We start from the raw sequence: 26,184 nt of genomic DNA, 5'->3' as shown, positions 1-26,184 counted from the left end.
AAGAATTTCTGGGGGATATGAGGGTTCAGGCAACCGCTATTCCTCAATAATCCACGGGGAAAAAATATGCGCGTTCTTCTGATCGAAGATGACCCAACAATGACCCGCAGCATCGAGCTGATGCTGAATTCGGAGGGGTTTAATGTATACAGCACTGACTTGGGCGAAGAAGGCCTGGACCTTGGAAAGCTGTATGACTACGACATCATCCTCCTGGATCTGAATTTGCCCGACATGCATGGCTATGACGTCTTGAAAAAACTTCGGACCGCCAAGGTCAACACGCCCATCCTGATCCTTTCTGGCCTTACTGAAATGGAAAACAAGGTGAAGGGACTCGGGTTCGGCGCTGACGATTATATGACCAAACCCTTCCACAAAGAAGAAATGGTGGCACGTATTCATGCGATTGTCCGTCGGTCCAAAGGCCATTCCCAGTCCGTAATCAAGACAGGGAAGCTCGCCGTCAACCTCGACACAAAAACTGTGGAAGTGGACAACCAGCGCGTCCACCTGACCGGCAAAGAGTACGCCATGCTTGAGCTGCTGTCCCTAAGGAAGGGAAGCACGCTGACCAAAGAAATGTTCCTCAACCACCTTTATGGCGGGATAGACGAGCCAGAATTGAAGATCATTGACGTCTTTATCTGCAAGTTGCGTAAGAAGCTCGCGGCTGCTTCAGACGGTGAGAACTACATTGAAACGGTCTGGGGACGCGGGTACGTGCTGCGAAACCCTTCTGAAGAGGCAGAAGCTGCGGCGAGCTAGGCGCAACCCTCTGAACATAAATGACAAAAGGCGGCCTCGAATGCCGCCTTTTATTTTGGCCTAGCCCAGCCCCATGAGTTTTTCGGCCGAACCATCGCTTGGAACATACATACCGCGCTGCCCGCGAACCGGCCGGAATGAATCAGTGATCCCCAGGACTGTCTCTGCCGCTCCAAGGAAGAGGGTTCCGTCATCCGCCAGTACCTTGCGCATGCGTTCCAGAACCTGTTTCTTGGTTGCCTGGTCAAAATAGATCAAAACATTCCGACAATAGATCACATCAAATGACCCCAGTCCGACGAAATTGTTCAACAGGTTGAACGGCCGGAAAGTAACCATATTGCGAATATCACTGTTTAGCTTCCAGGTATCGCCTTCCTGGGTAAAATACTTGATCAGCATCTGGATCGGCAGACCACGCTGCACTTCAAACTGACTGTATGTACCGGCTTTGGCTTTATCCAGCACCTGAGTACAGATGTCCGTGCCGACAATCTCGATCTTCCAATTCTGCCACTTAATCCAATTTTCGCGCAGAAGAATTGCCAGCGAGTAAGGTTCCTGCCCGGTCGACGCTGCAGCACACCATATTCTGAGACGCTTCTGGGTCCCACGCGATTTTTCCATGGCTGGCAAAACATGATTTTTGAAAAGATCGAAAGGTGTATTGTCCCGGAAGAAAAATGACTCGTTGGTTGTCATCGCTTCAGTGACTTCAACGCACAGAGCCTCTTCACGGCTAAGACGCAGCTTCTGTACCAAAGCGTCCAACGTGTCCAAACCACGCTTGCGCGCCAGCGGCGTTAACCGGCTTTCCAGCAAATAGACCTTGTCTGGCGTCAGCATCAAGCCGGAACGCTCTTTCAATAGTCCTGCAAGGAATTCAAAATCTTCAGTTTTCAACCGACTCCTCCTTGCAAACGCGTAGCTGTTGCTGCTCCCAACTCCAGCACCGGAAGCACTTCAGTACAAAGGCCCGCTGTCGCAACTGCGCCAGGCATTCCCCAGACAACGCTTGTCGCTTCGTCCTGAGCCAGGACAGTCGCGCCATGTCGCGTCAATTCACGGGAACCCTTGAGGCCATCATGCCCCATACCTGTCAAAATCACTGCCAGAACATTTTCGCCATAATATGAAGCCACGCTTCTGAACAAAGGGTCAACGGCGGGCCGACAGAAATTCTCCGGTGGCTCATCGGTAAGGCGAATTTTCATCACCCCCTCGTCATCAACAACCTCCATATGCTTTCCTCCTGGCGCAACGTAAATCTCGCCAGGCCGGATCGGCATGCCATCTCTGCCTTCTTGCGATGGCCACCCCGTGGCCTGCCCCAAGTGCTCTGCAAGAATTGCCGTAAAAGTTGACGGCATATGCTGCGTAATCAACACAGGTACGTTTGGCGCTCTCTTGAAGCCCGAAAAGAACTTCATCAACGCCTGCGGGCCACCGGTTGAAGACCCGATAACCAAGATTTTTGGCCGTCGGAAAGAACCTGTTCGAAGTTTGATGTCCTTCTGGTGCGGCACATCCTTGATTGGGTCTACGGCAGCGGCAGGACGAGCGGATGCTACGCTGACAGGAGCTGCCGGTCGACGAGCCGTAACGAACCCGGCCGGCGCGCTGGAGGCTCTTGGCGAGACCACCCTGGCAGCATGCCCCGAAGCCGAAGCAACTCTGCTGCCGGGACCTGCGCTATTATCCGAATGAGGCAACTCTTCGCCGCGCTTCTTACGCCGCCGGGATGCCCAGGCCTTTACCTTGTCGACCAGTTCTCTTCTGAAATCGATGTTGGCGTTAACAGACCGCGCTGTTTCTGGCTTAGGCACATAGTCAACAGCGCCCATCTGCAAGGAACGCAAACTGACTTCCGCATTCTTACGGGTCAACGTAGAAGCCATAACGACCTGAATATCAGGAACCATTTCGATCATTTTCGGAAGGGCTGTCAACCCATCCATTTCAGGCATTTCTATATCCAGAACCACAACTTCAATATCGTTGGCAGCCAATTGCCGGAGCGCCACGACCCCGTTATTCGCTGTAGTGACCACTTCGATATCTGGATCTTCAGAGAGGTAACGGCACAGAAAACCACGAATGATGGCGCTGTCATCAACGACCATTACCCGGTAAGGACCACCCTTCTGAGAGGCAGTATTGGTAGTTTTGGAGGCAGCTGAGCTCACCCGTTATTCCTCAATTACATTAAGCCGACTTGCGTGAATTTCGCTTCAATGATTTCTCTGTCGAAAGGCTTCATGATATATTCGTTGGCACCTGCCTCAATCGCGGTACGAATGTGGGCCATGTCATTTTCAGTCGTGCAAAAAACCACAATCGGCTGATCGACGCCTTGTCGCGACCGAATGGCTTTCAGGAACTCCAGGCCATCCATTACAGGCATGTTCCAGTCCAGCAGCACCACGTCAGGCATATTTCGGTCGCAGGCATCCAAGGCGTCCTGACCATCGACCGCCTCTTCGATGTCAAAGTTCAATTCCTCAAGGATGCGCCGGGCGACCTTTCGGATCACCTTTGAATCATCGACGACAAGACATAGTTTCATTTGCGAATGTCTCCCAACTCCACCCCTATTGGTGACAAGTGTTTCGGTATTTTTATATATTTACGCAGCTTTGTTGCTACTTTCAAAGCGTAGAAGTTTATCTACATCAAGAATCGGCAACAGTTCGTTCTCCAGGCGATAGATTCCGCGACTAACTTCCCGCCAACGAGGGTCAAGGGTCACTGGATTTCTCTCAAAGTCCTGATCGTCGAGCGAGAGAACCTCACCAACGCTGTCAATCTGCAGGCTATAGGGCTCTTCATTGTGCTCCACAACCACGGACATGCTCTGTTTCCCAGCTTCCAGCGGAGGCAACCCCAAACGCTGTCGAAGGTCGATGGCTGTCACAATCTTGCCGCGCAAGTTCAATACACCCGACACCCATTCCGGCGACAGAGGAATCTTCGTGATCTTTTGTGGGTTAAGAACATCATGAACACCGAGCACCGGAATCCCCAGCGTCTGACCGGCAAGACGAACTGTTACAAAATCCTGGCTGCCTGTCGCAACAACGCTCAGATCATCTCTCACAACAAGGTCGCTCATGCTGCATCTCCTTTAATCTTAAGCTGTTGTGCCAGGCTACGCAGCAGCGTCTCCTTGTCGAACTTGGCGATATAATCGTCAAATCCAGCCTCATGCCCACGATTGATGTCACGTTCAGTCGCAAGTGAAGACAGGGCAACCATGGCCGTATCTGCCCAACGAGTGTCCTTCTTGACCTCTTTCGCAAACTCAAATCCGTTCATGTCTGGCATTTCGATATCGGAAACGATCAGATCGAACATCTCCCCGTCTTCCATCAGCGCCAGTGCTGCTGCAGCGCTTGATACCGCCCTTACCCGGTAGCCGGCCACAGTAAGCACGGGGCGAAGCATATTGCGGAAGAAATCGCTGTCATCGATCAAAAGCACCCTGGCGCCCGAAGATGGGGCAACATCATCCGAAAGGTCGCGGCTCTTGAGCCAATCAGCAAAAGCAAGTCCGAGATAGTAGGAGACATCCACAACCTCAGATGCCTTGCCGCTAATGATAGCCGATCCCACAACACCTGGCTTATCAGACGCCAACTTGATGGTGAGCTCTTCCTCAACAATATCGAGAATTTCATCAACAGCGAGGCCCATTGTGTATTCCCGATCCGAGAACACGAGCACCGGCTGTCTGCCTTCTTCCCGGAATTTCATATCTGGGTGAGCCATGATCAAAGGCATCAACGCACCACGGTACTGGACCATGTGCTTACCATCAGAAAGCTCGATGGTATCGACATCAACTTCTTCAAGTCGCGCGACCAGAGCCAGAGGGACGGCTTTCTGATTTTTGCTGCCAGCCCTGAAGACAAGCATGCTCTCCTTGTCATTGCCAACGGACCGTTTCACAAGATCCTCCGCCTCAGCTTCTTCGCGCTCATGATCCCCGACACCGGAGTTAGCAAGCGATGCAATACCGTTAGGATCCAGGATCATAATAACGCTACCGTCGCCCAGGATGGTGTTACCCGAATAGATTTCCAGATCCTTCAAAATTGGCGCAACAGGTTTGACCACGATTTCTTCGGTATCGAATACTTGGTCCACCACGATCCCGAAGGTGAAAGCACCAACCTGCGTAACAACGATGAAATCATCAACATTTTCGCGCGCATCAATCTCGTCGCGTGTCATGAAGCCAAGGATTTCATTAAGGTAAACCAGAGGCAATAACCGGTTCCGCAGGCGCAGAACAGGTGTATCCTTGATGGTTTCGATTTTGTGTTCAGAATTCTGAGAGGCTCGAACAAGTTCCAGCACGCTGATTTGAGGTATCGCATACCGTTCTTCTTCGGCCTTGACGATAAGGCCCGCAACGATCGCCAGCGTCAGCGGAATCTTGATCTGGAAGGTACTGCCTTTGCCTTCCACCGAGTTCATATCAATAGTGCCGCCAATCTTCTCAATGTTTGACCGCACAACGTCCATCCCGACGCCCCGACCGGAAACGCTGGTGATCTTCTCTGCTGTCGAGAAGCCCGGATGGAAGATGAACTTCTGGATTTGGGCATCAGACATATCCTCAAGCTCAGCCTGCGTCGCCAAGCCCTTTTCCAAAATCTTTTTGCTGAGCTTGGCTGCGGAAATACCGCGGCCATCATCCTTGATTTCAATGATGATGTGACCACCCTCATGATAGGCATTCAGGATGATCGTGCCGTTTTCCGGTTTCCCTACGGCCATACGCTCTGCGGGTGTTTCAATCCCATGATCTGCTGAGTTCCGCACCATGTGCGTCAGCGGGTCCTTAATCAACTCAAGAACCTGTCGGTCCAGCTCTGTGTCTGCACCCCTCATGTCGAGATCAATTTTCTTGTCCAGTTCGACGGTCAGATCCCTTACGATACGCGGCAGTTTCGCCCAGGCATTGCCAATGGGCTGCATCCGCGTCTTCATCACGTTTTCTTGCAGTTCTGTCGTACACTGGCTCAACCGCTGGAGGGGAACGCCAAGCTCCGAATTGTCCATATTGCGTGTGATTTGCAACAACTGGTTCCGGGTTAGCACCAGTTCGGAAACCATATTCATCAGGTCTTCAAGCAGGTCAACGCTTACCCTGATTGACTGGGAAACCTTCTTCTGCTCGCGTCCTGCCGCTTGCTGCTGGGCACTTTGAGAGGTCCCTGCCTTATTGGTTTCAGCCTTGGCGATTGCCTTGGAAGCAGTAACGACAGCTTCGCGAACCAGCTCAAAGGTCATGACGGCTTCATCGCATGTATCGCCGTCGACCTGGCATTCCTCAAGCACAGCCTTAACCAATGTCAGCAGCTGGTCAAAGTTTGCATCAGCAAAACCGTTAACAGTTACGAGTTGTCGCCCAACATTATCCGCTGCATCTATGTCATCTTTAAAGAGCGCCAGCATAAGCCCCATAAAGCGCATCTTACGTTGGTCTACTGTGGTGCCCGCAAAAAATTTCGAAAGTTTTTCGTCTGTCTCAAGGCGCTGGGAAATCAGATGCGCGGCTACAGCCAATGCGTCTTCGCCACCGATACGATCAAACAGAGCCCCACTTCCGCTACTAGCAGGCTGTGCTGCGGCAGGTTCCTCGTCAGCTTCATCTTCTGGCCCTGGCGCGTTCGCAAATGCTGCCTCAAGCTCTTCCAGGGAAACTTCCCCTGGCTTCAGGGTCCTACCAAGGCCCGGATCTACGATTTCGCCTTCCACCGTATCAGGCTCAGGGTCAGGTTCAGCAACAGCCCCTTCAGCAATAGCATCAAGCCTACCTATCAATTCACTGTCGTCGCCTTCGGGTTCTTCCTCCGTGGCTTCAAGGCCGGCCAGAATTTCTTTAATGCGGTCCAGACTTTCCAGAATAACCGTCACTGCATGCTCGGACACCTCCAACTCGCCGTCACGGAACTTGCCCAGAACGTTTTCGGAAGAGTGAGCAACAGATTCAAGCCGCGGCAGACCAAGGAACCCACATGTCCCCTTAATGGTGTGAACAAGGCGAAAAATGTTATCCAACACCTCTTTATTGTTGGGGTCCTGCTCCAGCTTAACCAATTCGACGTCAACAACGTCGATGCTTTCTGCAGTTTCAGTAAGAAATTCGTTTAATAGATCATCCATTTCCATATTCCCTGGAGAGGTGCCTGGTATTTCTGCCTATGAACTCCACAGACGGCCTCGACTGGCCTCAACTTGGGCTGTTCGCAGAACGAACGTGCCCATAATCCCGTATCTTGCACCATGGCCAAAAAGAGTTAAGAACGTGTAAAACTTTCTCTATTCTCCGCCCGTTTTTGCAGGCAGTACACAGGTCGCTTTAACCACGATATTGGTTTCCCCGAGCGCTTCAACCACAATCTTGCCTCCAGTTTCCTTTGCAACCGAATGAGCAAGGAATGCTGGCGCGGCGCGCGGATCCAAGTCTTCTTCCGCCAAAACGCCCTCCATCGCATCCCTGACGGGCTTCTGGAGGATGACGCGTTGACCTTCTCCTACAACAAGAACCGTGACCTCGTCGCCCGAACGCTGTGTCGATATCCTCAGCTTGCCGCCCCGGATCAGGGATTCTGATACTACCAAGCCGACATTCAGAAGGATTTTCACCAGGCTCTTTGGCGCACTTGTCAAATCAATCTGCCAGTCCAGCTCCACTCGGCTGCCAGAAAGGAAAGACCGCATGGCCTTTTCACATTCCCGCACATCCAGCTGGGCCGAAAAACCACCTGCCGCACCAAATGCAAGGCGAAAGAACTGGAGTTTGTTGCTTGTCTGATGTGTCGACTTTTCAATCAAGTCAAGAACGGCTTCCCTCATCGAAGCTTCTTGCTCGTCCTGCAAGACTTCCAATCCGTTATTGATTGCGCCAACGGGGCTCACCAGATCATGGCAAAGACGCGAACATAAGAGCGCCGCGAAATCTATATTGGCCATATACGCCTCCGCATTGTTAAAACCCCACCCTGGGCCACAAGTCAGTCTTGCGATAAATACTTGCGATTTTTTCCAGTCATGGCAGAACCATAGCCAACTGTATCCCGAGCGCCAAGCCGCCAATCACATATTTTTCTAAGGACTATCATGTCGCACGACCTTTCTTCCATGATCCCATCCCTTCAAAAAACCATCTTGCGAGCTGGCGAGACTGTCATGGAGGTCTTCCACAGCGACTTTGAAGTGTTCGGAAAATCCGACCAGTCACCTGTAACGGAGGCCGACCGGCGCGGCGAGGAAGTTATCGAGGCAGCCCTCAAGGAACTTGCGCCAGACATTCCGATTGTAGGTGAGGAAGCGAAGTCCGAAGGCAAGTGCCCGGATATCTCTGGCGGCACCTTCTGGCTCGTTGATCCGCTGGATGGCACCAAGGAATTTATCAAGAAAGGGTCTGATTTCACAGTGAATATCGGGCTCATCAAAGACGGCCTACCTGTTATGGGCTTGGTCCTTGCGCCGGCCATGAACAAGCTCTATTGGGGCATTGCTGGTGAAGGTGCATGGATTGCAGACGTGGAAGACGGCAAACTGAAGAACCCGCGTGCCACTAAAACAAGGCAGCCAAACGAGGACAGCTTGACGATCGTCGCGTCAAAATCTCATCGCTCGGAAGAATTGGAAGCATGGCTGGCCCATTTCCCAACTGCAGAGCATGTATCAATCGGCTCCAGCCTGAAACTTTGTCTGCTCGCAACCGGCGAAGCAGACCTGTATCCCCGGCTGGGCCCAACGTGTGAATGGGATACTGCTGCCGCCCACGCCGTCCTTCTGGCTGCTGGCGGAAGTGTTGAAGTCGCAGGCGGCAGTCCGCTCACATACGGCAAGGACCTCAAGACATTTCTGAACCCTTGGTTCCTTTGCAAAGCAGACCCAAGCTTCACAACACCCGGGCTTGATGCCTGACCACGCGCCGAAGCCTTAGCTCAACACAAAGCTTTGGGAATTTGGGATCCTCGGTTAGCCTGTAGGAAACTGTGGGAGGAAGCAGATGACCTTATTAGTGCTGGGCTTGGCCCTTTTTTTCCTGTTGCACCTGGTACCAATTTTCGCGCGCGAAGCGCGAAGCAGTGTCATGTCGCGGATCGGGGCCCTGCCCTATAAGGGCCTCTTTGCCCTCGCTTCAATTTCATCTTTGTATCTGGTCTACAAGGGCTGGACACTGACTGACCCTGTTTTTCTGTATGAAACACCGGGCTGGGCATATCACCTGACAGCTCTTCTCGTGCTTATCGGCTTTGTCTTATTCATCGCCAGCAATGCGCCCACCAACATTCGCCGGGTCATTCGCCACCCGCAACTAACCGCCATCCTCTTCTGGTCTGCGGGCCATATGTTGGTGAATGGTGACAACAGATCCCTCATCATGTTTGGCGGCTTTTTCATTTGGTCTCTGATCACCATATGGGGTTCCAACCGACGGGACGGGGAATGGGAGAAACCCGACAAGGTTGGCTTAGTCATGGATGCCGTCACAGTTGTCATTGCTCTGGCATTCTATGGCGGCTTTGCATTCTGGGCCCACGATTGGCTGATCGGCGTCAGTCCGATGCCTGTCACCTAGCCAGTACAAGCCCGAACAAAGCACAACCCTTTCCGTGCTGAGAACTCGGCCTAAAGCACGCCTTTAGGCCGTTTGTTCTGTCTGCATTAAAGTCCGGAAACCTTTGCTGATTCCCCCTTCTTCAGTACAGAATGACGAATTCTGCGGATCAGCAGGAAGGCCGCCAGCATAACAAAGGGCACACTGATACCCGTCATCAAGCCAGGGTTAATTGGATATCCGGCTGCTTTGGCGGCCTTGAAGCCCACACCGGCAAGCCCAATAGCATAATAGCTGATGGCCACAACAGACAGGCCCTCTACGGTTTCCTGCAACCTAAGCTGTAGCTGCGCCCGTTGGTTCATGGATATCAACAGCTCTTTATTCTGCCGCTGGGAATCAAGGTCCACCTGCGTTCGCAGAAGCCCGGCCGCCCGATCCACTCGAAGTGCCAGATCATTCAGACGCTTGGCGGCCGCTTCACAGGTTCGCATGGCTGGCGCCAGATGTCGGTCAAGAAAGTTTGAAAGCCTCTGACTGCCAGGAATCCTAACTTCGCGCATCTCCTCGAACCGGCGCTCCACCAAAGAATGATAAGCTTTTGCCGCCGAAAATCGAAAACTGGACTGCGCCACCTGATGCTCCGTTCGCGCCGCAAGCCCCAGCAGCGTATCCAGATGCAGCTCCGCCTCGCTACCGGCGGTCGTATGCGACATCTCCGATACCGTCTGCTCGAGCTTGTTCTCTATTTCAGAGGACTGCGCCATCACTTCCCGGGCCACCGGCAGGGCCATCAATGCCATATGGCTATAAGTGAATATCTCGATCACCCGCTGCACCAAGCGCCCTGCCCTGCCTTCGGACAGATCATCAGCCAAAATCGCGAGGCGCATGAAGCTGTCGTCATGAATGCGAAAATCGCTCCACACCGACGAGCGACCGCCCGCGACCTTACTTCCCGCCACATCCTTGTGCCAGAAAGGCGTGAAACAGGCTTCCTTGGCCACTTGGTCGTCGCTGTCGACAAGTTCGATATTTAGGGCCACCAGCATGCGCCCGGGTATGGCCTCCACCCAGTCCCGCGGCATTGCTTCCACGGCAGCGACCGTAAATGGTATATCCCTGCCACTTCTGACAGCCACCGTATATGTCGTGAATTCCGTGTGGCGCTCCCACTTCAGGAAGAAGGGGCCAAAGTCACCAACATAATGCCGACCAGCCGCGGGCGGCCGCGCCATGCCGTACCGGTCGCACAGATTCTGCAGATGCTTGCGGTCTGCCACCCCGCCGTCTTCACCAGACAGATAGGCAAAATGGCTTACCCGCGCCGGCGCCCCCAGCCGAATGGCAGGGCGTCCGTGCAATTCCTTGTTCAATTCAACCCGCAAAGGGTCAGAAACACTTGATATATCCATCTTCACTCTCGTCACAAATGTGAGAGAGCCCTACCCCAAAAACGAAATGCAAGCCCGGCGCGGACTTTACCCCAAAGTGCCTATTTGTCATGACGGCTTTTTCTAACGATCCGGGCAACCTTCCCTAAGCCACGCCTTCGCCGGTCCTCTCTCCGATATCCTCCTTTACAATTTAATGTTTTCAATTAATCTCTGCCTGAGAGAAGGGGAGAGACACAGGTGGCAGACGGATCAACATTCCAAAAAGAAGGCCCAAGCATTGCCATCATTGGCGCTGGCCTCTCGGGCTTATGCATGGCCATAAAGCTGAAAGAAGCTGGGTTTTCAAATTTTCGGATATTCGAGAAAGCGGAAAAGGTTGGCGGCACGTGGCGCGACAACACCTATCCCGGGGTTGCCTGTGATGTTCCCAGCCACCTTTACAGCTATTCCTTCGAACCGAAGGCCGACTGGAGCATGGTCTTCAGCCCTGGCGGCGAGATACAGGACTATATCGAAGACGTTACGGCCCGCCACCGCCTGCAAGAAAGCCTGGTCTTTGGCGCAGAATTAACCGGTGCAGAATGGAAAGGCGGAAAGTGGCACCTGACTTTCGCGAACGGCAAGACCCACACAGCCAATTTTCTTGTGAACTGTATGGGCGGCCTGCATATCCCTAGCTATCCGGACATCCCGGGCAAGGAGCAGTTCACGGGAACCAACTTCCATACGGCATCCTGGAACCATGATCATGACCTGACGGGAAAGCGAGTAGCCGTAATTGGTACCGCAGCCAGCGCCATACAATTGATCCCTGAGATCGTTGACAAGGTAGAACATCTGGACGTTTACCAGCGCACACCCAACTGGATCGTATCACGTCCCTATATGGCTTATTCCGAGAAATGGAAGCAGCGCTTCAAGCGTTTTCCATGGCTAGAAAAACTGCACCGATTGCAAATCTACCTGACTTTCGAGATGCGGTTTCCCCTTTTCCGGCGAGACAAATTTTTCTCCGGCCGCGCAACACGCATGTTCAAGAAGCATCTGGAAGCACAGGTAAAAGACCCTGAACTCAGGAAAAAACTAACCCCCGATTATCCGATCGGCTGCAAACGCATTTTGGCATCGGACACCTATTTCCCCGCCCTGCAGCGCGATCACGTTGAGCTGATCACCGATGGCATCGAGGAAATCGTGCCAGAAGGCATCAAAACGAATGACGGCACGGTCAGGGCGGTTGACACCATCATTTACGCAACCGGCTTCAAGCCCTGGGACCAGATGGAAGGCGTTACCATCAAGGGAAAAGGCGGCCTGGACATGAATGCCTATCTGGCGGACGGCATTCGCGCGCACCGAACGGTGGCCATGCCGCATTTCCCAAACCTGTTCATGCTGCTTGGCCCAAACAGCGGCCTCGGACACAACAGCGTCATCGTGATGATCGAGGCCCAGGTCGGCTACATTATTTCCGCCATCAAAGATGTGGTCTCGCAGGGTGCTGCGGCGATCGAAGTCAAGCCAGAAGAAGCCGATGCTTATGACGCAAAGCTCCAGAAGGACCTGGAAGGCACAGTATGGGCTGGTCACTGCAAAAGCTGGTATCAGGGTGATGACGGGCGCATCTACACACTTTGGCCCTGGTCAACGCTCAAATATCGCCGCGAAATGAAACACTTCAAACGCCGCGAATATGAATACGAATAAAAAGAGGGGCCGCAGGGCCCCTTCTTTCTGACTTTAACGCGTTGTCACTGGCAGTGGTGGTGACCAGGCCGGGTCAGACGCATCAAAGGGCGTTGGCACCTGGCGTTCGTTATAGCCGGTCAGGTCCACGCTCCATAGGCTAGGCTTGCCGCCATTGGCACCTTGATTGTAAGGCGGCGTACGGAAGAACATCAGCACCCGACCGTTCGGTGACCATGTCGGCCCTTCATCCTGGTAGGCATTTGTCAGCAGTCGTTCGCCGCTGCCGTCTGGGCGCATCACACCAATGCGGAATTTTCCTTCACCAATTTTGGTGAAAGCCACCAGATCGCCACGCGGGGACCAGACAGGCGTGGCATAACGCCCGCGCCCAAAGCTGATGCGCTGCACGTTTGAGCCGTCAGCATCCATCACATAAAGCTGCTGCGTGCCACCGCGGTCCGAGTTGAAGACGATACGACTACCGTCCGGTGAATAAGAAGGCGACGTATCAATGCCCGGGTCGTCAGTCAGCCTTGTCACTTTGCGCGTGCGCAAGTCCATCACATAGATGTCGGAATTACCGTCTTCCGCTAGGCTCATGATCACCTTGTTACCATCCGGCGAAAAGCGCGGAGCAAAGGTCATATTCGGGAAATCCCCAAGCACCTCAAACTTGTTCGACAGGATATTGTAGAGATACACCCGCGGACGGTCGTTGAAATAACTGAGATAGGTAATTTCCTGCCGGTTAGGCGAAAAACGCGGCGTCAGCACAAGATAGCTGCCATCTGTCAGGAACTGCTGGTTCGCACCGTCCTGGTCCATGATCGCCAGGCGCTTCACACGGCTAAGCGGGTCTCCCTGCTCTGCGATATAAACAATCCGCGTATCGAAATAGCCCTCTTCCCCAGTGAGGCGGCTATAGATGCGGTCGGAAATCACATGAGCGATGCGGCGCCAGTTGGACACAGGCGTAGTATAGCCAACGCCTTCCATCTGCACCTCGGCAACCACATCCCACAAGCGGAACTCCACCCGCAAATTGCCGTTTGGCAGCATGTTCAGGCGACCGGTCACTAGGCCCTGAACCGCAAGCGGGCGCCAGGCAGCAAAGCGTGGCCGCGTGGGAGCAGCTGTAATTTTCTCAATGAAAGCATTGCGGTCCACGGCGCGAAACAGACCAGTCGACACAAGGTTTGACGTGATCACGTCACTGATGCTCACCCCAATGTCGGAAAGCTTGCCGGTTGGCGTTTCCACATCCACCACGGGCGCGAATTCAGGCACCGCGATGGGCACAGGTTCAATGTTTCCCCGGTTCACATCCACTACCAGCTGGGCATTTGCGCCCGCTGACAAGATCAGAACCAAGAGTGAAAATATGAAGCCTATCCGTCCAAACATTCTGCCGTCTCTCATTTATCCGCCGAGGAACTCTCGAGGGTTGAATTTAAAGATAATTTCGTTCTGTCCCGTCTTCCGAATATATTCTGAGGCCTCAGGGAACGGCGCACATAGCTGTACTGCGCGCCGCGCGGTTTCAGCAAAAACCCGAAAGAAGGCGCGATCTGGATCGTTCAGGTCGCCCGCATTCAGAAATTCAGGTTGCCCTAAAAGACTGCCATCCGACGCAAGCCGAACAAGCACGTCCACGCGCATATCCTTAACCCCCTTGGCCCCCATAGGCAAATTCCAGCAGCCATATACCTTCTGCTGCAAGGCATCCATCAGCGTTGCTGTCGCTATCCTTCCGCGCATACCTGCAAATGGATCGGGCTTCGCCTCTTCCGGCTTCTGCTCGATCTTTTCTTCTTTCTTTTCTTCATCCTTCGGCGCCTGCTCCTGTTCTTCCTTGATGGAACGGTCAATCAGGGCAGCAATCCTGCTGGACTTCAGCCTCGAAGGCGGTTTCGGTTTTGACCGTGGCGCTGTCCGCGCAACCAGTTTCTCACGCTCACTCACTTCCGGCTTGGGCTTTGGCTTCGGCTTTTCAACGGCCTTGACCGGCTTGGCGTCCGGCAACGGCACAGCTTCCGCAGGGGCTTCAGCGGCAACCTCTTCCCGGGCATAGTTGGGCTGGGGCTTCTCCGGCGCTGCTTGTTCCTGTGTTTCCTTTGCGGGCTCAGGCGCAACCACCTGTGTTTTGTCCGCGATCTGGACGAATTCAATGGCGATCGGGGGCGGCGGCAATGGGCGGTCTTTTGACCAATCAGGGATGCCCACAAGCGCCACTGTCACCACACCAAGGTGCAGCGCGCTGGAGAACATCCATCCGATCGTTTCAGACTTCGACACGCTTACTCTATCCAGACCTAATTCTGTTCAGCAACCAGTGCGACCTTGGTGTATCCGGCGGCATTGATCGCGCCGATCACTTCCATCACCCTGCCATAATCCAATTTGGTGTCCCCACGCACATAGATACGGGTTTCGCGGCTCTCGCCTGAAATCGCCGTCAACCGTGGGATCAGCTCATTCAGGCTGACTTCAGTGTCGACAATAAATATGGCACCTTTTTGATTGATCGAAATCTCCAGCGGCTTGCTGTCCTGCGGCAAAGGTTTGGCTGCGGCTTTCGGCAGTTCAACCGGCACTCCCGCCGTCAACAGCGGCGCCGTTACCATGAAGACGATCAGCAAAACCAGCATCACATCGACAAAGGGCGTGACGTTGATTTCGGCAAGCGGCTGATAGCGTCCCCGCCGCCGACGCGCGCCTTCGACGCGGCCTCCTGAAGTTACGGTCGCGCCCATTTCTAGTGCCCCTGTTCGTCAAGCTGGCGGGACAGGATCGCGGCGAATTCGTCCGAGAATCCTTCCACACGGCCAGCGTAGCGGCCAAGGTCGGTCGACAGCTTGTTGTAGGCGATCACCGCCGGGATAGCGGCAACAAGGCCCAGGGCCGTCGCCAGAAGTGCTTCCGCAATGCCCGGCGCCACAGTGGCGAGCGACGTGTCACTTGCGGTAGCAATAGAAGTGAAGCTGTTCATGATCCCCCAGACCGTGCCGAAAAGGCCCACGAAGGGAGCGGCGGAGCCGATGGTCGCCAGATAGCCAACCTGCCCCTCAAGCCGGTCCATTTCCCGGCTGGTGGTGACATGCATCGCCTTGTAGATACGGTCTTGTACCGTGAGTTTGTCAACGCCCGCAGACCGTTTCGCCAGGCTACGCTGCCACTCCCGCATCGCCGCGACAAACACGGCCGCCAGCGGATGTGCCGGCGCGGCCTTAAGGCCGTTATAGAGTTCATCCAAGCTGCCGCCTGACCAGAAACGGTCTTCGAACTCGTTGGCCTTGGCGCGGGCATCCTTCACCCTCGCCCAGGTATTGAAGATGATCGACCAGCTCCAGAGGCTGGCGGCGATCAGCATGATCATCACGGCCTGCACGATAAAATCTGCCTGCAGGAACATGCCCATGATCGAAAAATCGGGCGCATTCCCACCAAGCTGGACTGATTCCACTGTTTGAACCTGCATCAAACTCTCCCCGAAACCTTAACTATTCAGCCTTAACCGTTTTGAGCGGCAGCCGCTGCGTTCATCCAGTCCTGCCAGCACTTTTTGGCAGAATTAGGCCAGCGGCGTGGCCGGCCGTCATTTCCGATCACTGCCACCAGCACATCGGCCTCCGCGACCAATTCACCGTCTCGCATGATCCATTGTTTTACCTCAATGGCCGCGGCGCGAACACGCGTGACCTTGGAGTGCCCCATCAGGACATCGCCAATCTTGGCCTGCCGGTGATAGCGAATATTGATATTAGACACGACATAAGTCAGCGGCCCACCTTCTGATTCCGGCAAGTCAAACAGATAGTTAACATCTGCAGCCGAATTACGGATGCTTTCTGTGCGCACGCGTTCAAAGAAGCTGACATAGCGACCATGGTAGACCATGCCGCCAACATCGGTGTCCTCATAATAGACCCTGATCGGGAACTGGAATACGCCGTCAGCCCAGGCGCCTTCTGCTGTCTGTGGTGTGCTCATTACTTCCCTAACATATCCAGTTGGCCGGTTTCCTTGCCGGGCGGCGGTGTGAGCCCCAGATGCTTCCAGCCGTCTGGCGACAGCATCCGCCCGCGCGGCGTGCGCTGCACGAGGCCAATCTGCATCAGATAAGGCTCGATGATATCCTCAATTGCGTCGCGCGGTTCCGATAGTGCGGCAGCCAGAGTCTCAATTCCCACCGGGCCGCCCATGTAGGTCTCGCCGATACACTTCAGATAGCGGCGGTCCATGGTATCCAGGCCCAGGTTATCCACCTGCAGCCGGGTGAGCGCCGCGTCAGCGTGAGGCGCATCCACCACCTCTTTTTCCGCCACCAGGGCGAAATCCCGCACCCTGCGCAGCAGCCGCCCCGCAATTCGCGGGGTACCGCGGGAACGGGCCGCCACTTCGCGGGCGCCGTCTTCCGTCATCTTCAAGTCCAGCAGCCGCGCACCACGCCGAACCACCTCGGTGAGTTCTTCGGTGGTATAGAACTCCAATCTCGTTGGGATTCCGAAACGATCCCTGAGCGGCTTGGTAATCAACCCCGAACGCGTGGTCGCCCCCACAAGCGTAAAGGGCGGCAGATCAATGCGCACGGAGCGCGCCGCGGGGCCTTCACCAATGATCAGATCAAGCTGGAAATCTTCCATCGCCGGATAGAGAACTTCCTCCACCGCCGGGTTAAGCCTATGAATTTCATCGATAAACAGGACATCGCGTTCTTGCAGGTTGGTGAGCAGCGCGGCAAGGTCACCCGCTTTGGAGATCACCGGCCCCGATGTCGCCCGGAAATTCACGCCAAGCTCCCGCGCCACAATCTGCGCGAGGGTCGTTTTACCCAGCCCTGGCGGACCAAAGAACAGCACATGATCCATGGCTTCGGTGCGAGTGCGCGCAGCACCGATAAAAACTTCAAGGTTCTCCCGCGCCTGCTTCTGGCCGATAAAATCCTTGAGAGTCTGGGGCCTTAGCCCGACATCAATGGTGTCACCACCCGTCTCAGAGCGGTCCACCAGACGGTCCTGATCGAGCTCACTCATAGGCTGCTCAGCTCCTTCAGTGCCGCAGGCACCAGTTTGCCAACATCTGCGTCATCACCGAATTCTCCCATGACTTTGGCCACGGCACCATGCGCTTCCACGCGCTTGTACCCGAGGTTGACAAGCGCCGATACGGCGTCCTCAAGGGCACTCTGTTGGGCACTCTGGGCACTACCACCATCCGGGGCACTTTTGGTCACACCCATAGTGCCCATTTCGACACCCTTAGGGCTAAACACCAGGCCGGTGACTTTGTCTTTGAGTTCGTTGACGATGCGCGTCGCCACTTTCGGGCCAACACCCTTGGCACGAGACACGGCCGTTTTGTCCTGGGCTGCGATCGCGTTCTGGAGTTCGGTGGGCGAAAGCGCCGACAGGATCGCCAGACCAACCTTGGCGCCCACACCCTGCACGGATGTTAGAAGCCGGAACATATCGCGCTCAAGTACATCGACAAAACCAAACAGCGTGATGGCATCTTCACGCACCACGGTTTCAATGTGCATCTGCGCGGCCTCGCCCCGGCCGGGCAGCGAGGACAGGCTGCGGCTGGAGCTATGCACCAGATAGCCAACCCCGTTCACATCAATGATGGCCCAGTCTTCACCTGTGCTGTCAAGCAAGCCTGTCAGTTTCGCGATCAATATTTGATCCCCCCGAGATTTTTCATTGTGCTGACATGATGCGCATGACAGATGGCAACTGCAAGCGCATCTGCCGCATCCGGGCCATTAATTTTCACACCCGGCAGCAAAACCTGCACCATGGCATCCACCTGCTCCTTCGCGGCATGCCCAACGCCCACGACGGACTTCTTCACATGGTTCGGCGTATATTCGGCAACCGGTAGGCCCGCACGCGCCGGAATGAGGAGCGCAATGCCGCGCGCCTGCCCAAGTTTCAGGGTTGAGGTGGGGTTCTTGTTGACGAAAGTTTCCTCGACCGCGCAGGACCGGGGCTGCCAGTCGGCAATCACAGCCTCCAGGCCTTCGGAGAGTTCCACTAGACGGTCGGCAAGAGATTTCTTGGGGTCAGACTTGATGACACCATTGGCCACATGGGAAAGCCGTGTACCGACACTTTCAACAATGCCCCAGCCCGTGTTCCGCAAGCCAGGATCAATCCCCAAAAGCCTCATGTGCGCCCTTCCTCTAGTCGTTCGTCATTCGCCGACTGGATCGGCGAATCCATGATCCTTTCGCCTGGCTCAAACGTGGACTCGCCGATCAAGCCGGCGAGTGACCAGTTGATCTTTATTCGGCGTCCAGTTCTGCCAGAACGCTTTCCGGAATCGTGTAGTTGCCATACACGGTCTGGACGTCGTCATTGTCTTCGAGCGCATCAATCAGGCGCATCATTTTCTCGGCGCCGTCTTTATCGAGCTCGATCGGCTCCTTCGGCTTCCAGATCAGGTTTGCGTTGTCGGGCTCTTTGCCCAGCGCCGCGGTCAGTGCCTCCACAACAGCGTGCAGGTCTGCGCCTTCGGTGTAGATGGCGTGGCCGTCATCATCGCTTTCAACCTCTTCCGCGCCAGCTTCAAGTGCTGCTTCGAACATGGCGTCAGCATCTGCCGCGTCAGCCGGGTATGTGATTTCGCCAACCCGGTCGAACATGAAGTTCACACTGCCGCTTTCACCCATGTTACCGCCCGCCTTGTTGAAGATGGTGCGTACTTCGGATGCTGTGCGGTTACGGTTGTCCGTAAGCGCTTCAACGATCACGCCAACACCGCCGGAGCCGTATCCTTCATAGCGCATCTCGTCATAGTTTTCGGCGTCGCCACCCGATGCTTTCTGGATTGCGCGTTCGATATTGTCTTTCGGCATGGACTGGGATTTGGCGTTCGCAACAGCCAGACGAAGGCGTGGGTTGCTGTCGATGTCCTCACCGCCCATCTTCGCGGCCACCGTGATCTCACGGCTCAGTTTGGAGAAAATCTTCGAACGCTTTTTGTCCTGCGCACCTTTGCGGTGCATGATGTTTTTAAATTTGGAATGACCTGCCATGGTTACCCTCTGATAGTCCCGTTTTAGACTCACGGGCCAGAGACAGACGTCCCTCGAAGCCCTTGAATACACATTGAAGCACAGCGGCGCGGATGCAGCCAGCCGGTGTTGGCACTCTTCTTAGCAGATTTAAGGCACTTGAACAGGGAAAATTGCGGGATTTTCCCTATGCTAGCTGCATATAATCCATGTAAACTTCAGCCGCACACGAAGAACAGGACGGGAGCGTATGATGACACATCTGGAAGGCAGCTGTTACTGCGGCAACATCGCCGTGCGTGTTACGTGCGACGAGACGCCAAGCCACCTGACGCCCCGCGCCTGCGACTGCGACTTCTGCACCATGAATGGTGCAGCCTGGGTATCCATCCCGAAGGCCAGCATGGAAATCGAAATCCAGAACGAGGCGGCCATCAGCCTGTTTGAGCAAGGGTCGGAAAGCGCGCGTTTCTGGCTGTGCCAGCGCTGCGGCGTGGTAACCGCCGTAACCTGCGATATTGAAGGCACCAGGAAAGGCGCTTTCAACGCCCGCATCATGGATAGCCGAGACGAATTCGCGCCGACCGAGCCCGCCTCGCCCAAGCTTCTGGGCAAGAATGAGAAGCTCGCCCGCTGGGACAAGCTGTGGATCGGCGATGTGCGGATCAAGGACTGTTGGGACGTAGGGCTTTAGAGCACCATGAAAGCCAATAGACGAAAAATTCTAGTTGCATTGGCAGTTGTCAGCACTGTCATTCTACTGGCTTCGTCGCCTGTGCTCATCAGCATTTGGTTTTCAGCATTTGCTTCCAACAAGGTTATCGTGATTAACGAAAGCTCCTTCGCGCTAGAGAAGGTCACAGTCAGCATTGCTCAAAAACAGCATCAACTGGGAAACATCGCTCCCGGTCAAGCGGTCAAACTGAAGGAAAACGCCGGACCAGAGGGCGTAGTTGGCGTCGAGTTTCACACAAACACCCAAACAAAAAGCTGCGAAACCGGTTACACTGCTCATAGCGTTAGTACACGGACCACCTTCGTCCTCCGAAAAGATGGCACGCTGGAAAATTCATTTTCCTATGCCCCTCATCCCTTGCAGGAAGAGTATTTCGCGTGCAAGAGCAAGGAATCTGCCAACTAAGTAGATTACGCCAATGCTTTCCGGAAGCTTTCCGGGTCATCCAAAAAAAAGGCGATGCCGTCATAGGGGGTTTTTCGGAACAAACCGTTTCGCGGAAGCCCGCCCGGCTTTACCCGGATCAACACATTTGGCTGCGCCAGGATCGTCAGTTTAAGTATGTTGGCGTCCTCCGCCACGTCGATCCCAGCCGCTGAAGCCTGCACGCTTTCGATATCCGCAAGCTCAATATGATACAGGTTACCAAGCCCGGTCCGAACGGTCAGCCCGTTACCCGACAGCGTTACGGGCCACAGCCGCCAAGCCACCAACATCCCGACAAAATAAAGAATGGTGAACACACCAATAGCAAACACCTGCCACAGAACTTCGGGTGCCAGCTTCATGACAATGAAATGCAAGGCGATTAGTTCAAGAATGAAATAGACAATTGCCCCCTTAAGCAGGAAAGCATCTGTGTTGATCTTGTGATAACTGAAGGCCTGGGTGGATGCCGCAAACTGCCGCACCGGTTTCCAGAAATGGAAAGCATAGAAAATCAGCTGGATAGGGTTCAGTACCGCGTTTCGAATGGCTTGCTGCATAGTTACCCCCTGGCATGCAGGTCTCTATGCATTCAGTCTGCGCTCAACTGAAAAGCTTACAATATTCCCCTAAAATTGATTTCCCAGCCGCAATCGTAACAGGTCAAGCCATTGCGTGCTGGGCCCACCAAAGCGCGGCAATCGTGATTGACGCCAATATCCAAAGAAACAGGCTGCCGCCTTTTTTCTTCGCTTTTTGGGGCTTCGCCCCGCTTGTGTTCCCATTTTGGGTACCTGGTGCTTCTGCACCCTTATCAGCCGCTGCCTTTTTGCTGCCTCTGGCCATACATCCACCTCAAACACTGCCCCCATCGGCCCTTAAAGGGTAGCGCAGCAGATGGCCGTGACAAGGTGAAAGCTGCATGTGGGCTATAAATTCAACCAGACCGGTTGTATTCACCCATCGCCGGTTATGTTAAAACTACACGAAAGGCACAGCGGACACTGCCAGACGGGTGCGGGGGCAGCGACTCCGACCTAGGCTCAATAATCATCTGTTTCATCCAGGTCGAACGTCAACACCACCATGTCACGGCACTGGATACCGTTCTCAAAGATCGGCTCAGGGTAATTCAGCGTGTAATAGTTTTTGGCGATCCGTCGCATGCGAAACCCCATCTTCTGGTAGAAGGCAAGCTGGTCGATACTGGAATTTCCCGTGCCCACATCCAGAAGCTTGGCGCCTTCCTTGCGCGCTTCCTCAATAGCGGCCCGAAGGAGTGCCTTGCCAACACCCTTCCCCTGCCACTCCGGCGCGACGGAGATATTCTTCAGCTCCCACTTCACATCGCCAAGATGCATCAACACAAAAACACCAACCACGACACCGTCCCAGGTGGCGCTGAAAAGCGTGCCGTCAGCCAGATAGTCCATAACCATGGCGGGTGATGGGTCTGCCTGCAAAAGAAGGTCCATGAAGGGGACTGCGTCTTCTTCGGCCCTGATTTCCAGGTTTATGTCTGTCACCGTTGCTTCCTCTGCCATCAATGCCTCTCCCATCTATGAAAGGCTCGCTTTTTCACGCATCGCTTCATAAAATAATAGCAATAAGTGTCAGGGCACAAATAGACACAACAAAAAATCAAGCGATAAGGGAGACCATCCATGGCCTATGACGTTGATGCCTATAAGCCCGCGGAGATCGCGAAACGCATAGAAGATGCCGGGGTCGCGAAGGTGTCGCAGCCCGCGCGAAAAACCTTCGTGCTGGCGGTTCTGGCTGGTGCCTTCATCGCATTTGGGGCGGTCTTCTATACCCTGACCATGACTGGCAGCCCGCTTGGTTTTGGCCCGGCCCGGCTGCTGGGTGGTCTTGTGTTTTCCACCGGCCTGATATTGGTAATTGTGGCGGGGGCGGAACTGTTCACCGGCAATAACCTGATCGTCATGGCCTGGGCGGACCGGCAGATCACCCTTGCGGCACTTCTGCGCAACTGGGGCATTGTCTATGTCGGGAACCTTGTCGGCGCCTTAGGCACGGCAGCGCTTGTGGTGCTTTCCGGCATCTATGACATGGCGGGCGGTGCCGTTAGCGAAACGGCGGCCTCCATCGCGGCGTCGAAGCTTTCGCTTCCGACCGATCAGGCCTTCTTCCGCGGCGTGCTCTGCAATGTGCTGGTGTGCCTTGCCGTTTGGCTGTGTTTCGCCGCCCACAGCGTAACCGACAAGATTCTGGCCATTGTCTTGCCCATCGCCGCATTTGTCGCCCTTGGATTTGAGCACTCGGTCGCCAATATGTATGTGATCCCGGTTGCGATGCTGGATGGTGGCATCGTGTGGGACGGCGCGGGCCTCATGACCAACCTGGTCTGGGTTACGGCAGGCAACATTGTTGGCGGCGGCGGGCTGGTTGCCCTTGTTTACTGGTTCGTTTATGGCCGCACCAGTTGAAGACAGGACAAAGATGGCAGCATTTGGCCACAACAGATTGACAGACAAAGACCGCAAGAGGGCAAAGCGCGTTCACAGGCTTGCGCGTCTTCTGGACAGCCAGTTCCGCATTCCCGGCACAGATATTCGCTTCGGCCTGGACAGCCTTTTTGGCCTGGTGCCTGTGGTGGGCGATACTGTCACCGCCGGGATGGCGGCTTACATCATTTTCGAGGCTTTCCGGATTGGGGTCAGCCGGCGCTTCATCGCACGCATGCTGGGCAACCTGGTGATTGACTGGGTCATCGGCACGATTCCAATTGTCGGCGACCTGTTCGACATTGGTTTCAAGGCCAACGAACGCAATATCCGCCTGATGGAAAAGGATTTAGGTGTCGCGCTCGCGGACCTCTAGGCGCACTTCCGCCTTGGGGCGCTGCACCAGGCTGACAAGCACGCCGGAGATGATCATCAGCAGGAACCAGGACCCCAGCTTTGACGCATGCACAAAGTCCCACTCGTTCACCTGATGCGGATAGACCCAGACACGCCCGAAGGTGCTGAAGTTCTCGGCACCCCAGATTACAGTCGCAATGCACACAAGCGCAAACATCAGCGGCAAACGGCGGCGAACGCCACTGGCGGACGTGAAATACACCCAGGTGCGGCCAAAGATCAGCATCACAGCAACAAACAGCATATATCTGAGATCGAAGAAATGCTGGTGGGTGAAGAAATTGATATAAATCACCGCCGACAGGACCACAGTGACCCAAGTTGGCGGGTATCCGGTGAAGCGAAAATCAAACAGCCGCCAGACACGTGCAAAATAGCTGCCGACTGAGGCATACATAAAGCCAGAGAACAGCGGCACACCGGCGATGCGGATCAGGTTCTCTTCCGGATACATCCAGGACCCGGTCGAGGTTTTATAGAGCTCCATCGCTGTGCCGACGATATGAAACACCAGGATCACCTTGGCCTCTTCCCAGGTCTCCAGCCGGAACCTGAGCATGATGACCTGGATCAAGAGCGCTGCCAGGAACAGGAAGTCATAGCGCGCAAGCGGGGCATTCTCAGGCCACAGCCAGCGCGTCAGCAGGATCAGGACAATCAGCAGCGCGCCAAACAGGCAGGCCCGCGCCTGCATCAGGCCAAACCATCCCAGTTCGGCCAGCGCGTCCCTCATCCCTCTAGGCTTTCTTTAAGTTCTTCCAGCTCCAGCCAGCGCATTTCCTTTTCGTCAAGCGCGTCCCGCTTGGCCTCAAGCTCTTTGCTGAGCGCATTAAACCGGGCCGGGTCCTTGGCGTAAAGCCCGGGGTCAGAAAGCTCGGCTTCCATCTGCTGCAGCTGTTGGCTCAGGGCTTCCACTTCCGCCGGCAGGTGATCGAGCTCCCGCTGGTCCTTGTAGGAAAGCTTGGTGGCTTTCTTACGCGCGGCATTCTGGGGCGCGTCCGTGATGGACACCACTGTTGCCTTCTCTGGCTTGGTCTTCTCAGGCTTCGGCTCGGCCTTCTGCGGCGCTGACAGCTTCTTCTGAGCCAGATAATCTGTGTAACCCCCGGCATATTCGGTGGCTGTGCCGTCGCCTTCCATGACGATCGAACTTGTCACCACGCGGTCCAGAAAGTCCCGGTCGTGGCTCACCAGAAGGATCGTGCCTTTATAATCGGCCAGCACTTCCTGCAAGAGGTCGAGCGTGTCCATATCCAGGTCGTTTGTCGGCTCATCAAGGATCATCAGGTTCGACGGGCGGGCGAAGTTCTTGGCGATCAGAAGCCGGTTCCGCTCTCCGCCCGAAAGCGCCGACACAGGGGTATTGGCAACCGAGGGGTCGAACAGGAAGTCCTTCAGGTAGGACATGATGTGTTTGGTCTCGTCGCCGATATGCACCCATTCGCCGCGACCGCCCGTGAGCACATCCATGATGGTCATATCGTCCTTGAGGTCGGCGCGCTTCTGGTCGATCACCAGTGTTTCAAGGTTGGTGCCGCGCTTGATCTCGCCGCTGTCGGGCTCCATCTCGCCGATGAGCACCTTTAGGAGCGTGGATTTACCCGCGCCGTTCGGGCCGATGATGCCAACCCTGTCACCGCGGTTGATGCGGATGGAGAAATCCTCAAACAGCGTGCGGCCGTCAAACGCCTTCGAGATACCCTTGGCCTCGATCACCCGTGTGCCGGATTTATCCGCTCCCGCAATAGAGATATTCACCTGCCCCGTGGCCTTGATGACACCGCGGCGCTCCTGCCTCAGGCCCTGCAGACGGCGCATGCGGCCCTGGTTTCGGGTCCGGCGGGCGCTGATACCCTCCACCGACCAGCGGGTCTCTTCCTTGATGAATTTATCAAGCTTCTTCAGCGCTTCGGCTTCTTCGCCGTAAACCTTTTCCTGCCAGGCTTCGAACTTGTCGAAGCCTTCATCCAGCCGCCTGATCTTGCCGCGATCAAGCCACAGGCAGGCGCTTGCAAGGTTATTCAGGAAGGTCCGGTCGTGGCTGATCAGCACCATCGCGCCGCGCCAGGCCTTCAGATAATCCTCCAGCCATTCGATGGTGGCGATATCCATATGGTTGGTGGGCTCGTCCAGAAGCAGCAGGTCTGGCTCACCAATCAGCGTGCGGGCGAGCGCCGCGCGCCTCAGTTCCCCGCCAGATGCCGTCTTGGGGTCTGCGTCACCCGCCACGCTCAAGTCCTCAATCAGCACGTCGGCGCGGTACGTCTGGTCCTGCTCGTCCTCCGGCAGGCCCGCAACGATATAATCCTTCAGCGTGGCATACTGGCTGGCGTCTGGCTCCTGCGGCAGATAGGCGATGCGCACCCCCGGCTGGACCCAGCGTTCGCCGCCGTCGGCCTCGATGATGCCAGCCACCAGCTTCAGAAGCGTGGATTTACCTGTACCGTTCCGGCCCACGAGGCACAGGCGCTCATTCGCGCCAATATGCATCTCAAGCTTGTCCAGCACCGGGTCTGCGCCCCAATGCAGGTCAATATCCTTCAAGCTTAATATCGGTGGTGCCATGGTGCCTCTTTACCGCATGTCTTGCGCCTCTTGCGCATTCCGTGCCTTATACCCAGCTATAGGAGAGGCATTCAAGCATGGATGCGTTAACAGGAATAAAATCCGTGACCTTTGGC

28 protein-coding genes are annotated in these 26,184 nt (G+C 55.1%); 8 read left to right on the top strand and 20 right to left on the bottom strand.

The features are described from left to right. Positions 1-66 precede the first annotated feature (66 nt). On the top strand, positions 67-768 hold the full coding sequence (gene ctrA / locus ACFO5Q_RS09910; RefSeq protein ID WP_068150049.1) for a response regulator transcription factor CtrA: 702 nt from the start codon (positions 67-69) through the stop codon (positions 766-768). A 60-nt stretch (positions 769-828) separates the two neighbouring features. Here ctrA and ACFO5Q_RS09905 read toward each other — a convergent pair whose 3' ends face one another. The 6 genes from ACFO5Q_RS09905 to ACFO5Q_RS09880 form a co-directional block, all read right to left on the bottom strand. Further along, entirely contained in the window at positions 829-1,671 is an 843-nt protein-coding gene (locus ACFO5Q_RS09905; RefSeq protein ID WP_082719976.1) for a CheR family methyltransferase, read from the bottom strand. After that, a complete protein-coding gene (locus ACFO5Q_RS09900) occupies positions 1,668-2,891 on the bottom strand; it encodes a protein-glutamate methylesterase/protein-glutamine glutaminase (RefSeq protein ID WP_082719975.1) in 1,224 nt (407 codons plus the stop codon). The genes ACFO5Q_RS09905 and ACFO5Q_RS09900 overlap by 4 nt, the downstream gene beginning before the upstream one ends. 77 nt (positions 2,892-2,968) lie before the next feature. Next, a complete protein-coding gene (locus ACFO5Q_RS09895) occupies positions 2,969-3,334 on the bottom strand; it encodes a response regulator (protein WP_068150043.1) in 366 nt (121 codons plus the stop codon). A 60-nt stretch (positions 3,335-3,394) separates the two neighbouring features. Further along, positions 3,395-3,880 carry a chemotaxis protein CheW gene (locus tag ACFO5Q_RS09890; RefSeq protein WP_068150041.1) on the bottom strand — a complete coding sequence of 162 codons (486 nt, stop codon included), beginning with the start codon at positions 3,878-3,880 and terminating at the stop codon, positions 3,395-3,397. Next, positions 3,877-6,942: a chemotaxis protein CheW gene (locus tag ACFO5Q_RS09885; protein WP_068150038.1), complete on the bottom strand. Its 3,066-nt coding sequence runs from the start codon at positions 6,940-6,942 to the stop codon at positions 3,877-3,879. The genes ACFO5Q_RS09890 and ACFO5Q_RS09885 overlap by 4 nt, the downstream gene beginning before the upstream one ends. A 156-nt stretch (positions 6,943-7,098) precedes the next feature. After that, on the bottom strand, positions 7,099-7,875 hold the full coding sequence (locus ACFO5Q_RS09880; RefSeq protein WP_231727294.1) for a histidine phosphotransferase family protein: 777 nt from the start codon (positions 7,873-7,875) through the stop codon (positions 7,099-7,101). 24 nt (positions 7,876-7,899) lie between these two features. On the opposite strand from ACFO5Q_RS09880, the gene cysQ reads away from it, so the two are divergent. Together cysQ and ACFO5Q_RS09870 are read left to right on the top strand one after the other, a co-directional pair. After that, positions 7,900-8,715: a 3'(2'),5'-bisphosphate nucleotidase CysQ gene (gene cysQ / locus ACFO5Q_RS09875; protein ID WP_068150032.1), complete on the top strand. Its 816-nt coding sequence runs from the start codon at positions 7,900-7,902 to the stop codon at positions 8,713-8,715. A gap of 85 nt (positions 8,716-8,800) precedes the next feature. After that, positions 8,801-9,373, top strand: coding sequence for an NnrU family protein (locus tag ACFO5Q_RS09870; RefSeq protein WP_082719973.1), 573 nt, complete (start codon positions 8,801-8,803; stop codon positions 9,371-9,373). An 86-nt stretch (positions 9,374-9,459) separates the two neighbouring features. Here the strand turns inward: ACFO5Q_RS09870 and ACFO5Q_RS09865 are convergent, their stop codons facing one another. Then, positions 9,460-10,767, bottom strand: coding sequence for a DUF3422 family protein (locus ACFO5Q_RS09865; RefSeq protein ID WP_068150028.1), 1,308 nt, complete (start codon positions 10,765-10,767; stop codon positions 9,460-9,462). Positions 10,768-10,986: 219 nt separating this feature from the next. Between ACFO5Q_RS09865 and ACFO5Q_RS09860 the strand changes: the two genes are divergently transcribed. Continuing rightward, positions 10,987-12,456, top strand: coding sequence for a flavin-containing monooxygenase (locus tag ACFO5Q_RS09860; RefSeq protein ID WP_082719972.1), 1,470 nt, complete (start codon positions 10,987-10,989; stop codon positions 12,454-12,456). A gap of 33 nt (positions 12,457-12,489) precedes the next feature. Here the strand turns inward: ACFO5Q_RS09860 and tolB are convergent, their stop codons facing one another. From tolB to ACFO5Q_RS09815, 9 genes are all read right to left on the bottom strand, one after another. After that, complete coding sequence (tolB, locus tag ACFO5Q_RS09855; RefSeq protein ID WP_068150025.1) at positions 12,490-13,857, bottom strand: Tol-Pal system beta propeller repeat protein TolB; 1,368 nt, start codon at positions 13,855-13,857, stop codon at positions 12,490-12,492. After that, the gene (locus ACFO5Q_RS09850; RefSeq protein WP_156432004.1) at positions 13,858-14,733 is read right to left on the bottom strand and encodes a hypothetical protein; all 876 of its coding nucleotides are present in this window, start codon (positions 14,731-14,733) and stop codon (positions 13,858-13,860) included. 17 nt (positions 14,734-14,750) lie between these two features. Further along, a complete protein-coding gene (tolR, locus tag ACFO5Q_RS09845; protein ID WP_068150020.1) occupies positions 14,751-15,191 on the bottom strand; it encodes a protein TolR in 441 nt (146 codons plus the stop codon). Between the two features lie 2 nt (positions 15,192-15,193). Then, positions 15,194-15,916 (bottom strand): protein TolQ, encoded by a 723-nt coding sequence (gene tolQ / locus ACFO5Q_RS09840; RefSeq protein WP_068150017.1) that lies wholly within the window; start codon positions 15,914-15,916, stop codon positions 15,194-15,196. 32 nt (positions 15,917-15,948) lie between these two features. Beyond that, the gene (locus ACFO5Q_RS09835; protein ID WP_068150014.1) at positions 15,949-16,428 is read right to left on the bottom strand and encodes a YbgC/FadM family acyl-CoA thioesterase; all 480 of its coding nucleotides are present in this window, start codon (positions 16,426-16,428) and stop codon (positions 15,949-15,951) included. Next, entirely contained in the window at positions 16,428-17,471 is a 1,044-nt protein-coding gene (ruvB, locus tag ACFO5Q_RS09830; protein ID WP_068150011.1) for a Holliday junction branch migration DNA helicase RuvB, read from the bottom strand. The genes ACFO5Q_RS09835 and ruvB overlap by 1 nt, the downstream gene beginning before the upstream one ends. Then, positions 17,468-18,115 (bottom strand): Holliday junction branch migration protein RuvA, encoded by a 648-nt coding sequence (ruvA, locus tag ACFO5Q_RS09825; protein WP_068150008.1) that lies wholly within the window; start codon positions 18,113-18,115, stop codon positions 17,468-17,470. Before ruvA ends, ruvB begins: the two co-directional genes overlap by 4 nt. After that, positions 18,112-18,609 (bottom strand): crossover junction endodeoxyribonuclease RuvC, encoded by a 498-nt coding sequence (gene ruvC, locus ACFO5Q_RS09820; protein ID WP_068150006.1) that lies wholly within the window; start codon positions 18,607-18,609, stop codon positions 18,112-18,114. Before ruvC ends, ruvA begins: the two co-directional genes overlap by 4 nt. Positions 18,610-18,724: 115 nt before the next feature. Further along, the gene (locus ACFO5Q_RS09815) at positions 18,725-19,477 is read right to left on the bottom strand and encodes a YebC/PmpR family DNA-binding transcriptional regulator (RefSeq protein WP_068150002.1); all 753 of its coding nucleotides are present in this window, start codon (positions 19,475-19,477) and stop codon (positions 18,725-18,727) included. A 229-nt stretch (positions 19,478-19,706) separates the two neighbouring features. Between ACFO5Q_RS09815 and ACFO5Q_RS09810 the strand changes: the two genes are divergently transcribed. Both ACFO5Q_RS09810 and ACFO5Q_RS09805 read left to right on the top strand, forming a co-directional pair. Then, positions 19,707-20,150, top strand: a complete 444-nt coding sequence (locus ACFO5Q_RS09810; protein WP_068149999.1) for a GFA family protein — start codon at positions 19,707-19,709, stop codon at positions 20,148-20,150. A 6-nt stretch (positions 20,151-20,156) separates the two neighbouring features. Then, positions 20,157-20,597 carry a hypothetical protein gene (locus tag ACFO5Q_RS09805; protein ID WP_068149996.1) on the top strand — a complete coding sequence of 147 codons (441 nt, stop codon included), beginning with the start codon at positions 20,157-20,159 and terminating at the stop codon, positions 20,595-20,597. 5 nt (positions 20,598-20,602) lie between these two features. On the opposite strand, the gene ACFO5Q_RS09800 is transcribed toward ACFO5Q_RS09805, so the two are convergent. Both ACFO5Q_RS09800 and ACFO5Q_RS09795 read right to left on the bottom strand, forming a co-directional pair. Further along, on the bottom strand, positions 20,603-21,178 hold the full coding sequence (locus ACFO5Q_RS09800; protein WP_068149994.1) for a hypothetical protein: 576 nt from the start codon (positions 21,176-21,178) through the stop codon (positions 20,603-20,605). 483 nt (positions 21,179-21,661) lie between these two features. Beyond that, a complete protein-coding gene (locus ACFO5Q_RS09795; protein ID WP_197421189.1) occupies positions 21,662-22,162 on the bottom strand; it encodes a GNAT family N-acetyltransferase in 501 nt (166 codons plus the stop codon). 120 nt (positions 22,163-22,282) lie between these two features. On the opposite strand from ACFO5Q_RS09795, the gene ACFO5Q_RS09790 reads away from it, so the two are divergent. Continuing rightward, complete coding sequence (locus ACFO5Q_RS09790) at positions 22,283-23,068, top strand: formate/nitrite transporter family protein (protein ID WP_068149988.1); 786 nt, start codon at positions 22,283-22,285, stop codon at positions 23,066-23,068. A gap of 13 nt (positions 23,069-23,081) precedes the next feature. Then, positions 23,082-23,462, top strand: coding sequence for a DUF4112 domain-containing protein (locus tag ACFO5Q_RS09785; protein ID WP_068150112.1), 381 nt, complete (start codon positions 23,082-23,084; stop codon positions 23,460-23,462). Here ACFO5Q_RS09785 and ACFO5Q_RS09780 read toward each other — a convergent pair. After that, on the bottom strand, positions 23,436-24,236 hold the full coding sequence (locus ACFO5Q_RS09780; RefSeq protein ID WP_068149985.1) for a DUF817 domain-containing protein: 801 nt from the start codon (positions 24,234-24,236) through the stop codon (positions 23,436-23,438). The genes ACFO5Q_RS09785 and ACFO5Q_RS09780 overlap by 27 nt on opposite strands. Then, a complete protein-coding gene (locus tag ACFO5Q_RS09775; protein WP_068149982.1) occupies positions 24,233-26,068 on the bottom strand; it encodes an ATP-binding cassette domain-containing protein in 1,836 nt (611 codons plus the stop codon). Before ACFO5Q_RS09775 ends, ACFO5Q_RS09780 begins: the two co-directional genes overlap by 4 nt. Positions 26,069-26,184 lie beyond the last annotated feature (116 nt).

The organism is Kordiimonas lipolytica (assembly GCF_042651265.1).
Lineage (GTDB): Bacteria > Pseudomonadota > Alphaproteobacteria > Sphingomonadales > Kordiimonadaceae > Kordiimonas > Kordiimonas lipolytica.
This window is presented reverse-complemented; position numbering and strand designations above follow the sequence as displayed.